Origin of the sequence: Sediminibacterium sp. (assembly GCF_030695065.1) — a bacterium.
Classification (GTDB): domain Bacteria; phylum Bacteroidota; class Bacteroidia; order Chitinophagales; family Chitinophagaceae; genus Sediminibacterium.
Genome location: NZ_JAUYTR010000023.1, coordinates 592,381 through 604,576 on the forward strand (window position 1 = coordinate 592,381; position 12,196 = coordinate 604,576).

At 34.8% G+C, this 12,196-nt stretch carries 8 protein-coding genes; 5 read left to right on the forward strand and 3 right to left on the reverse strand.

The window, feature by feature from the left end; translation table 11 throughout:
- Positions 1-69 precede the first annotated feature (69 nt).
- Positions 70-1,716: a carbamoyl-phosphate synthase large subunit gene (carB, locus tag Q8S25_RS13380; protein WP_295186950.1), complete on the reverse strand. Its 1,647-nt coding sequence runs from the start codon at positions 1,714-1,716 to the stop codon at positions 70-72.
- Positions 1,717-1,811: 95 nt separating this feature from the next.
- On the opposite strand from carB, the gene bcp reads away from it, so the two are divergent.
- Positions 1,812-2,279 (forward strand): thioredoxin-dependent thiol peroxidase, encoded by a 468-nt coding sequence (gene bcp, locus Q8S25_RS13385; RefSeq protein ID WP_305538590.1) that lies wholly within the window; start codon positions 1,812-1,814, stop codon positions 2,277-2,279.
- A gap of 71 nt (positions 2,280-2,350) precedes the next feature.
- A complete protein-coding gene (locus Q8S25_RS13390) occupies positions 2,351-3,598 on the forward strand; it encodes a GAF domain-containing sensor histidine kinase (protein WP_305538592.1) in 1,248 nt (415 codons plus the stop codon).
- Here Q8S25_RS13390 and feoB read toward each other — a convergent pair.
- Positions 3,595-5,706, reverse strand: coding sequence for a ferrous iron transport protein B (gene feoB / locus Q8S25_RS13395; protein ID WP_305538594.1), 2,112 nt, complete (start codon positions 5,704-5,706; stop codon positions 3,595-3,597). The two genes, Q8S25_RS13390 and feoB, sit on opposite strands and share 4 nt — an antisense overlap.
- A gap of 127 nt (positions 5,707-5,833) precedes the next feature.
- Between feoB and Q8S25_RS13400 the strand changes: the two genes are divergently transcribed.
- Positions 5,834-7,477: a M28 family peptidase gene (locus Q8S25_RS13400; protein WP_305538596.1), complete on the forward strand. Its 1,644-nt coding sequence runs from the start codon at positions 5,834-5,836 to the stop codon at positions 7,475-7,477.
- A gap of 8 nt (positions 7,478-7,485) precedes the next feature.
- Complete coding sequence (locus tag Q8S25_RS13405) at positions 7,486-7,920, forward strand: IPExxxVDY family protein (RefSeq protein ID WP_305538598.1); 435 nt, start codon at positions 7,486-7,488, stop codon at positions 7,918-7,920.
- A 5-nt stretch (positions 7,921-7,925) separates the two neighbouring features.
- On the opposite strand, the gene selD is transcribed toward Q8S25_RS13405, so the two are convergent.
- Entirely contained in the window at positions 7,926-8,978 is a 1,053-nt protein-coding gene (gene selD, locus Q8S25_RS13410) for a selenide, water dikinase SelD (RefSeq protein WP_305538600.1), read from the reverse strand.
- Between the two features lie 260 nt (positions 8,979-9,238).
- Between selD and Q8S25_RS13415 the strand changes: the two genes are divergently transcribed.
- Positions 9,239-12,187: a histidine kinase gene (locus tag Q8S25_RS13415; RefSeq protein WP_305538602.1), complete on the forward strand. Its 2,949-nt coding sequence runs from the start codon at positions 9,239-9,241 to the stop codon at positions 12,185-12,187.
- Positions 12,188-12,196 lie beyond the last annotated feature (9 nt).

Below are 12,196 nucleotides of genomic sequence, written 5' to 3' on the forward strand. Positions count from 1 at the left end.
ATGCCATTAAACGGCAGCAACACTACCAACCAGGTGGTATAAATTTTTAAGCAAGGGGAAGGACAATCACTAGCCTTCAAATGTGCTGTAGAAATATGGAGTTTTAGCTTCAAATTCAGCTGCGCAGGTATCAACCATCTTATAAACCCTAGTAATACCTAATTGCTTTCTTTTTTCATACACTTCATCTTCATGGCAATTTCCGTTAAGAATCTTAGCAATTTGGGCATCTCCAAAACCCATTTTCTTCGCTTCTTTCAATAAGCTTTCAGGAAGGCTTTCTAATGTATGCTTTAATAGTTCTTTTTCTATCGTACAAATTTCTTGTATTTGGTATAAGAACCATCTATCAATACCTGTTGCTTGTGCAATCGATTTAACAGTAGAACCCTGCATTAGCGCATCTTTTATGCGGAATATACGATCCCATTTTGGGGTCTTGATGTATTCTACAATTTCTTCACTTTTCATTAAGCTCTTACCATAGTAACCCAATCCAACTGCTTCATTCTCTAAGCTTTGACATGCTTTCTGCAAAGCTTCTGGAAAGCTTCTTCCAATGGCCATTACCTCACCCACACTTTTCATTTGCAAACCTAAAGTATCGTTGGCTCCTTTGAATTTATCAAAATTCCAGCGAGGAACTTTTACTATTACATAATCTAAAGCTGGTTCAAAATATGCGGAAGTTGTTTGGGTAATTTGATTCTTTAATTCATCTAAAGAATAGCCAATAGCTAATTTGGCTGCTATTTTGGCAATAGGATATCCCGTTGCTTTTGATGCAAGGGCAGAAGAACGGCTTACTCTTGGGTTAATTTCAACCGCTATTAATTCTTCAGTTGCGGGGTTTAAGGCAAACTGTACATTACAACCTCCAGCAAAATTTCCTAAAGAACGCATCATTAGCATGGCTTTGTTACGCATTTCTTGGAATGCAGTATCACTCAAAGTCATAGCTGGAGCAACGGTAATAGAATCTCCTGTGTGTACCCCCATTGGGTCTAAATTCTCAACAGTACAAATGATTACGACATTGTCGTTACAGTCTCTAAGTAGTTCTAATTCGTATTCCTTCCAACCCAATACTGCTTTTTCAACTAGAACTTCATGAATGGGTGAGGCTTTTAATCCTTTCTCTAAAGCCGCATCTAAATCTTCTTTACCATGCACAAAACCTCCACCAGTTCCCCCCAATGTAAACGAAGGACGAATTACCAATGGGAAACCAATTTCTTGGGCAAATTCTTTTCCTTCTAAAAAACTGTTGGCCACCCGGCTAGGGGCAACAGCCATTCCTATCTTAACCATTAGTTGGCGAAACTGCTCCCTATCTTCAGCCGTATCAATTGCTGCAACGTCTACACCTATTAAACGGCAATTGTATTTTTCCCAGATACCTAATTCATCGGCCTCTTTGCAAAGATTAAGTGCTGTTTGGCCTCCCATAGTTGGTAAAACAGCATCTATATTGTTTTCTTGTAATATTTGTTCAATACTTTCTACATTCAAGGGAAGTAGGTAAACTCGGTCTGCCATCATGGGGTCTGTCATAATGGTGGCCGGATTACTGTTAATAAGTATTACTTTTATGCCCTCCTCGCGGAGACTTCTGGCTGCCTGAGAGCCCGAATAGTCAAATTCACAAGCTTGTCCAATGATAATAGGCCCTGAACCTATTATAAGTACCGATTTGATTGATTGATCTTTAGGCATAGTAGTTGTAGAGATAAATTGTGCAAATGTAAGGCTGCTACATTAAAAGTGGCTAAAAATTAATGCGAATTCAAATTTAAATTTAAATAATAGTAATGGCAGTATTAAAAGAAGGAAGTAAGGCTCCAGCATTTAAGGCGCCCGATCAAAACGGGAATATGGTTTCGTTGTCAGATTTTAAAGGGAAAAAACTAATTCTTTATTTCTATCCAAAAGACGATACACCAGGATGTACTTCACAAGCATGTAATTTAAAAGACAATTATAGTGCCTTAATTAAAAAGGGATTTCAAGTGGTGGGTATAAGTGTTGATAGTGTTAAAAGCCACAAAAAATTCGAAGAAAAATATGAACTCCCTTTCCCTTTAATTTCTGATGAAGAAAAGAAAATTGTAGATAAGTACAATTTATGGGGAGAGAAAAAATTCATGGGACGTACCTATATGGGTACTACCCGAACAACTTTTTTAATTGATGAAACTGGAGTGATTCGTAAAATTATTGCTAAACCAGATACCAAGAATCATACTGAAGAAGTTTTGGCAGCTTGGGAAAGCAATTAATAGAAATATTTTTAATATAGCCAATAAAATCGCTTTTTCTGCGTTAAAGGCATGGAAAAATATGCTTTTTAATGCCCAAAAAGAAAGAGCCACTAAAGCAAATACATTTGTTTATGGTACCCCCGCAAATACCATTAGACGACAATAGGCGTTTGAAGGAACTTTACCGATATGAAGTATTAGATACTTCATACGAGGATGAGTTTAATGACGTGGTACAATTGGCAGCAACTATTTGTAAAACCCCCATTGCATTAATTTCGTTGATTGATGCAAGTAGACAATGGTTTAAAGCACGGTATGGTTTAGACATGAAGGAATTTCCTAGAGATATTTCTTTTTGTGGTCACACCATTACATCTAATACAGCCATATTTGAAATTAGCGATGCAACACAAGATGAAAGATTTATAGACAACCCCTTAGTAATTGGGGAGCCCTATATTCGCTTTTATACAGGCGTACCATTGATTAATTCAAATGGTTTTAAAGTTGGAACCATTTCTGTAATGGATACAAAGCCAGGTGAGCTAAACGAAGAGCAAATATTTACTTTACAAACTTTAGCTAGACAGGTAGTAAAATTGCTTGATCAAAATTTGTTGAATAAGCAATTAGAGCAGCATCAAGAAAAGTTACAGCAACAAATGGAAATGCAGAATAGAATTCTGTCGATTATTGCTCACGACGTTAGAAATCCGATAGGTGCGGTAAAATCAATTATAGAATTAAACGCTCGAAAAATTCTTAGTCAACATGATTCAGTTGAACTAATGAACATGGCGGGAAAACAAATAGATGGAACAGTTGAGTTGCTCAACAACTTAGTAGACTGGGGTTCTATGCAAATGCGTGGTCAGGGTTTTGAAAAAGAGAAAGTACATATGCGAACTCTGGTGAGCAATATGTTCAAGAGCTTTGAAGTTATGGCATCACTAAAGTCTAATATAATGGTGAATTTGGTAGATGAAGATTTGTTTATCAAATCTGAAATTAATTCTATGCGATTTATCCTCCGAAACCTCATTAGCAATGCCAATAAATTTACAAAGGAAGGTGTTATAACTGTATACGCTCATAAAGAAGAAAAAGAAATCATGCTTTCTGTTAGCGATACAGGCGTTGGTATGACAGAAGAAGTGAAAGCTAAATTATTTGATGGGGAGCACTATCAAAGTACAACAGGAACGGGCGATGAAAAAGGTTCTGGGCTAGGTCTGATTCTTACTAAAGACTTTATACATATGTTGGGCGGTAACATTAAAGTAGAAAGTACAATTGACAAAGGGACTTCTGTGTACTTATATTTTACTGATTAACTAAATATAGTATAGACCAGCCAACTCATGCTATAGGCCAAAACGGTCATATAAATCAATTGTACAGTTGGCCATTTCCAAGATTTTGTTTCTCTTTTTACTACTGCCAAAGTGCTCATGCATTGCATTGCTAGCACGTAAAAAACCATTAGAGATAATCCAGTAGCAAGGGTGTAAACCTTTTCGCCATTTGCATGAGTAGCAGCTTGTAGTTTTTCTCTTAAACTTTGATCGTCTTCTTCATTTACACTATACAAAGTAGCCATGGTACCTACAAATACTTCTCTTGCTGCAAAGGAAGTAATTAGCGCAATGCCAATTTTCCAATCATAACCCAATGGAGTAATTGCTGGCTCTATGCTTTTCCCTAGTAACCCTGCATATGAATTGGCTAACTTTTCTGTTGATAATTGTTTTTGTAATGAATCGGCTGCCGTAGGGTTTAATGCTATTAAAGTAGCATATTTTGCTTCAGTATTTTCTATTTTATTACCTGGTCCAAATGAACTTAGAAACCAAAGTAATAAGCTAATGACCATAATCACTTTACCTGCATCTGTAACAAAAATTCGAGCCTTTTCAATCATAGTAATACCTGCATTCTTCCAACGCGGAGCCCTATACATGGGCAATTCTAAAATAAAGAAGCTCTTTTCTTTAATATTAATAAAGAATTTCATTACATAACTCACTAATAAAGCCATAATGGTTCCAAGAAGATATAAAGCCATCATAACTAAACCTTGTAAACTTAAAAACCCGAGGTAATATTTTTCTTCAATTACCAATGCAATTAAAATTGTATAAACTGGTAATCGAGCACTGCAACTCATTAAAGGAGTTATCAGAATAGTGAGTAGCCTTTCTTTTTTATTTTCAATATTTCTTGCCCCCATGATGGCAGGTACAGCACAAGCAAAGCTACTGATCATGGGCATTACACTTTTTCCATTTAATCCAACTTTGCGCATTAGCTTGTCGCTTAAAAAACTAATCCGAGCCATGTAACCAGTATCTTCTAGAATGGTAATTAATCCAAATAAAATCATGATCTGCGGAACAAAAACTAGAATACCACTTAAGCCAGCAACAAATCCATTAATTAATAAATTACTCCACCAAACTTCGGGTAAATTAGTAGACAACCAACCTGCTAAAGCCGCAAAGCCCCACTCAATGCCGTCCATTGGGTAAGTAGCCAACCAAAAAATACTTTGAAATAGAAGAAACAAAACAGAAAACAATATCAAGTAACCCCAAGTTTTATGCATTAATACATTGTCTAGTTTTTCAGTGAACAACTTCTTTTCAAGTGGCCCTGTTTCTAAAACATTCTTTTGCATTATTTGGCGAATGCGCGTGTATCGCTGCATTATTTCTTCGGCCTGGGTTTTAGTAGTATTAAAGTTATATTCAACTACTATGCTGTTTAATACAGTATGGCTTTGGCTGTTGCTTAATAGTTCGTCGTGATTAATTAATTGGTGTATGCAAGCATAATCACTCCATTCTGGAAACGATTTCCTTACTTTAGCAACGGCTTCGGGTGCTAAACTTGCTGTGTCCATAAAGTCACGAAGTTTAGTACTAGCATCGGGCTGCATTTTTGAAATCACTTTTTTCAATTCATTCAGACCCTTATTTTTTCTAGGATTAACAGCAACCACTGGAATGCCTAAATCGGCTTCTAAGCCACTTATATCAATTTTAATATCTTTTTTTGCAGCTAAGTCATTCATGGTTAAAGCCATGACAACTGGTACTTTTAAATCGATGATTTGAGAACAGAATAATAAATTTCTCTTAAGGTTACTTGCGTCTGCTACTAAAACAATCAAGTCTGCTTTAATTTCTGCATCTGCCCCCATTAGCACTTTATATGCCACCCATTCATCTGCTCTTCTTGGATATAAACTATAAGTACCCGGTAAATCAATTAATTCTGCTTGCTGGTTGTCTTCTAAAGAAAATATTCCCGTTTTTTTGTCTACTGTAACACCCGGAAAATTACCAACATGCTGATTTAGACCCGTAAAAGCGTTAAATAAAGAGCTTTTACCGCTGTTGGGGTTCCCAACCAATGCTATATGAAGAGTCTTATTTGCCAAGGTTGCAAAAGTAGGTGCGCAAATCCGCAGTTGGTTACGAGATTGGGAACAGAATTTAGAATTGATTACGCTACTATTACAATTATCTACTTGCAGCTACTTACTTTTGCAATATAAAGTGCTAAATATGAAAAAATGGATGGTTGCTCTACTTGTATTGCCTATTATGGCGGATGCTCAAAGTAAGCGTAAACAAAGAATTGCCGCAGAGAAAGAACAGACACTCACTCAAAACAACTTACAGAAGCATGTACAATATTTAGCGGATGATAAATTAGAGGGTAGAAGAACAGGTACTGCAGGTGAAAAATTGGCTATGGAATACCTTGTGCAACAGTACCAATTATTAGGGATAGAGCCTAAAGGTGTAAATGGATACGTACAAGAATTCGAAATAAACGAAGGGCTTCAAATTGAAACGAGTTCTTTTTTAAAAGTAAATGGGAAGTCATTGGTCATAAATGAGGATTTCTTTCCTGTTGCTTTTAGTGCTAATGCTTCAATTAAAGGGTCACCAGCCATAGCCCTATCAGAAGCCAATCAACCTTGGTTTAAAGATTTGAAAGAAATTTTAGAAGAAAATAAAAATAATCCTCACTTTGATATTGAAGAGAGTATTAAAAAAATAGCCAATGAAGCTGCAACAAAAAAAGCTACCGCTGTGCTATTATTTAATAGTTCTGCTTTAGTAGATAATGTTCAATTCAATAAAAATGACAAATCCACTACACTGTCTATTCCCATAATTTTTATTTCAAAAAAGGGGATGCAACAATACTTTACTGATGCTGCTGCAACAATTCAGTTGGAGCTTTCAGTTGCATTGAGTAATAAAGTTCGTAAAGCAAGAAATGTAGTTGCCTTTATAAATAATAATGCGCCAAACACGGTAATACTAGGAGCACATTATGATCATCTAGGTTATGGGGAAGATAAAAACGCATTGGATGCAGTAAATGAAGTGCATAATGGTGCAGATGATAATGCAAGTGGAACTGCTGCATTACTTGAATTAGCAAGAAAATTAAAAAACCAATCTCCGCCCTCTAATAATTATCTTTTGATACATTTTTCAGGTGAAGAGCTTGGGTTAATGGGGAGCAAGTATTGGCTCGAAAATCCTACTACTACTATATCTTCAAATTATATGATAAATATGGATATGGTGGGTAAATATGATACGGCCAGAAAATTAACAATTGGGGGTTATGGCACTTCTCCAGAATGGGGCAATAGCATTCCAGCATTAGCTAAAAATATATCTTATAAAATTGATAGCGCAGGAACAGGCCCTAGTGATCATGCTAGTTTTTATAGAAAGGATATTCCCGTATTGTTTTTTTTTACTGGCAGTCATCCAGACTATCATAAAGCAACAGATGATTGGGATAAAATTAACTATGCAGGCATAAATGAGATCGTAAATCTAGTTTACAATATTGTTGCATCAACCGATAACAAGGGTAAAATTGCCTTCACTAAAACTCGTGAGCAACAAATGGGTAGAAGTACTCGTTTTACAGTGAGTTTGGGGGTGATACCCGATTATGGTTTTACTGGAACTGGAATGAGAATAGATGGAGCTAGCGCTGGAAAATTAGCAGAAAAAATAGGGCTAAAAGCAGGGGATATTTTATTGCAATTGGGCGACTATAAATTTGTAGACGTTAACAGTTATATGCAATCTCTTTCTAAGTTTAAAAAAGGGGATAAGACCAAGTTGATATATAAACGCGGATCAGAAGAGATTACTGTAGAACTGGAGTTTTAAATTTTAATATGAAGCTTCGCCTAGATGTTGATGAATTAAATGACGATTTTTTTGAAGAAACGCGGTTATTGGGAATAACCGCTACTTTAAAAAATTATCAGTTTTGTATGCAGCTGAATACGAATTTGGGTTATGATTTCAGATTAAATCCTGAGATTGAAATACATCTTCGTAGAAAGGAAAGAAGCTATTATTTTTCTATTTATCAATACAAAGAAGTTAATTCACCACTTACACATTACTTGTATCAGAATCAATTTGATGGTGAGTATTTATTGCCAGAGTTTAAGCATATGGACTTTATTTGGTTAATGAAATACGATTTAGTTGATGACGACAAATGTAATTGGATTAAACAAACTGTTCGAAACTTAAGTGGTGTACAGTTGGTTGCAGAATTAACCAATGAGCAAATTAAAAACAAAGGGAATATGGTGTTTTAGCCCTTTTAAGGAGCAACTAAAATTCTTTTTTCATGTACTTCAGTAACTTTTCCAATTTCTTCAATATGATTACCTAGTCCATTTTGGGTTAAAATATTTCTAATTTCTTCAACTGCTGAACAATTAACTGCAATTAAGAGTCCCCCGTTTGTTTGAGGATCTGGTAAGATGGAAAAGGCTTCCATCACATCTACCCCTTTTTCAAATCCCACTTGTTTACTATATGCATTCCAATTCCTATAAGTAGCATCAGGTACAAGTCTTTTAGCAAGATATTTTTTAGCGGCATTAATTACGGGCACTTTACTATAATTAATTAGGGCACCTGTATTACTGCCCTCGGCCATTTCCATTAAGTGTCCTATTAAGCCAAAGCCTGTTACATCTGTCATTGCATGAACACCTTCTAAGGCCCCTAAGAGTTGACCTATCTTATTTAATTGATTTAATTGATTAATAAGTATCGGCAAATCGGATTCTTCTAATTGCCCTTTTTTTTGTGCAGTGGAAAGAATACCTACACCAAGTGGTTTTGTTAAGAAAAGCAAATCACCTATTTGTGCTGTATTATTCTTCTTTAAATGATTAATAGGCACAATACCGTTTACCGACAAACCAAAAATAGGTTCTGTAGTATCAACGCTATGCCCACCAGCCAAAGGAATTCCAGCTTCTTCGCAAATACTTCTTCCACCCTCTACAACCCTTCGAGCAATTTCCGGCGATAATTTATCAACTGGCCAGCCTAAAATAGCCAATGCCATAATTGGTTTACCCCCCATTGCATATACATCGCTAATTGCGTTTGCTGCTGCAATTCTTCCAAATTGATAGGGGTCGTCTACAATTGGCATAAAAAAGTCTGTAGTACTAATTAAAGCAGTGCCGTTGCCCAAGTCATATACAGCTGCATCATCTTTACTGCTATTACCAACCAATAATTCTTTAAAAACACTAGGGGCAATTGCAGATTGAAGAATGCTGTCTAAAACCGCAGGGGCAATTTTACATCCACAGCCAGCACCATGCGAAAATTGGGTTAATTGTACTTCTGACATTCATCAAATTTGGCCAAAATTAACTCCAAAAAAATAGAAAAGGGTAAAAATGAAGAAAGCTGCACTTTGAACTTGCAGCTTTCTTACCCCCAATTGTTACGTTTGTAATACTGTAAAGTTGATTTTATTTTACATGCCAGCTGAAAAAATTACATCAAATGCCCCATTTCTTTCACGAAACCCCCCATTTCTTTTGTTAAGCCCTCTTTTAGGTTTAAATGATTCTTTTATATTAAATTGTTCTTTAATTAATGATTTGGATGAAGCGATTGTTTTTTTCGTTTTTATTGAGTTTGCTAATTGGTCAGCTTTTTGCCCAATATCCCTATACCCAAAAGTTTACTTATCCTGCTCAGTTACCCACACAGGTTATTTATGATATGTTATCGGATAATAAAGGATATATATGGTTGGCAACCGATAAGGGCTTATTTAGATTTAATGGCCGGACTTTTGTAAAAATTCCTTTCGATAATACCCGCATGCAATCTGTAAGTTATTTGCAACAAGATCCCGAGGGAAATATTTGGTGTATGAATTTTTACAAAGAGTTGTTTTCTATTAAAAATGATACCCTTCGCAATTATAATTTTAGAGACAAAAGAGTTTATGATGAATCAATCATAGTGAACTATGTTGCAACCAAGAAGCATATCTGGTTGGCATCTTTAGAAAACTTATATCAAATTGATAAAGCCACTGGAACTACAATTAAAAAGGTATACTCTCCCGAATACCTAGGAATTTCATCCATAGTAAAAAATGGGGAGGAAATTGTTGCTTATGGTGCAAAAGGGTGGATGTTTAAATATCCTGCTAAAAAAGAAGAATGGATTAAAACGCCTTTCAAATATAATGACACTAGAATGATGTCTTCGGGTAAATATATTTATGGTTCTCAAATTGGTAAAATGCGGTTGCCCGCATTTGTAGTTCAAAATGGAATACTGAAATTGACTAAGCCTTTTAATATACCTGAAGATGTGTTAGTATTTCATTTTGCCTCCACCTCTGAAACTGAACAATGGATTTGTACACAAACTGGCGCTTATTTATGGAATATTGAAAACGGAAATACCAGGCTAATTTTTCCTAATCAAAGCATCACTGATATTGTTAAAGATTATCAAGGAAATTATTGGGTAAGTACTTTAGACAATGGTCTTTTTGTTTGTCCTTCTCTTAATAATAAATTGTATTCAATAAATCCTGGGTCTGGCTTTGATAATATATCTAAAGTAACAACAATTAATAAGGATACTGTAGTTGTAGGTAGCACCAAGGGAATGTTAACCACATTTAATATCAAAACGGAAAGTCGATTACATTATAAGCTACCAATAGCAACAGAAATACAGTTTATTACGTATGATTCTACCGATAAAAGTGTTTTTACCAATAGAGGTATAATAAATCTAAAATCTGCCAATCCAGTTAAAGTTGACGATTATGGCAAAAGTGTTATAAGAGATCATCAAAAAAATCTAATTGTTGCTTCTTATAATAGAACATATGTTTTAAATAATCCACTTGGTATTCGTTCAAAGGAAACCCCAGACACTACAGGTATTCCACTATATAGTCGCTACATGAAAAATAATATTTTCAGGTCAGGATTAAGAATACCAGTTTTTAGAAACGCAAGAAGCACTAATATTCTTCTTTCAAGAACAAAAAAATATTTCTGGATTGCATATTATGATGATTTATATCGGTATTGTTTTAGTGATAGCACTTTTATAGTCAGGAAAAATAATAATCAAAAATTAATAGCTAGAACTCTTTATGAAACGTCTGACAACTATTTATTAGCTGGCACTTCTAATGAAGGCTTGTACGTAATAGAGAATGATAAAGTAATTAAGCGCTTTCATACCGGAAATGGATTAAAAAGCAATAATGTTAAAGGGATAAAAGAACGTAATGGAAAAATCTGGGTAAATACAGATGAGTCTTTGCAGATCATCGATTTAAAGTCAGGCGTTATCACTAATTTATTAGATGAATATGGATTGGGAGGATTAACGGTTAATGATTTTTCTTTGCATCCAGATAAACTGTTATTAGCCACAACATCTGGTTTGGTTATAAATGATTACAGAGGTAAGCCTGTAAATGAAATCATTTATTTTCCTTCTATTAAAGCCCATTCTAATGGTTCTGAATTAACAGCTAATTCGCGCCTACCTGCTGATAAAAATAATATCAGTTTTTATTTTGATGCAGTTCAGTATAAATCTCCAACCAATTTAAACTATCGCTATAAATTGGTTGGTCTAGATACTTCTTGGAAGGTATTGAGCTATAATATTGCAACACTCAATTTTTATAGATTATCTCCTGGTTCATATGATTTTAGAATACAAGCATATGATATAAATGGGATTTATGAAAGTGATTTGAGGTCTTTTCCATTTCAGGTACTTAAACCTTTTTGGCAACAATGGTGGTTTATTTTTATAATGACTTGTTTGTCTATAGGCATTGCATATCTTTTTCTAAAATTTTGGTCTAAAAGATTAATGGTAAGACAAGGTTTAAAAGAACGACTTTTTAAAAGTCAATTAGTAGCTATTCGTTCACAAATGAATCCCCATTTTATATATAATGTTTTAAATACTGTGCAGGGATTATTGTATGATAATAGAAAAACAGAAGTAGGTAATTTATTAGGTAATTTTAGTGATTTAATGCGTAAGACTCTTCAGGCAAGTGATAAGCAGCTTCAGTCTTTGCGCGAGGAAATCGAAAACCTCACTCTTTATCTTGAGTTAGAGAAAGCCAGGTTTGATAAAGATTTTGAATACACAATAGAAATTAATCTTCAGGATGATACTTCTGATTTAATTATTCCTTCTATGTTATTGCAACCATTTGCTGAAAATGCAGTTAAACACGGTTTGATGCATAAGCCTGGTAAAAAGGAGCTAAGAATAAAGTTCATTCAATCGAATAATGGGCTAGATGTATATATTGAAGACAACGGAATTGGTAGAAAGCAATCTGCGCAAATTAATCAAAGAAACAAGAATAAGCCACAGCCTTTTGCCACAAAGGCAATTGCAGAAAGAATTGAACTTTTTAATAAGTTGTATAAGCTCAAAATTACGCATGACGTAGTTGATCAATACGATGAACTAAAAAATTCATTAGGCACAGCAATTCATTTATTTATTCCTAAGTACGATGAGGAGCGAATTAATTTTTAGAAAACAACT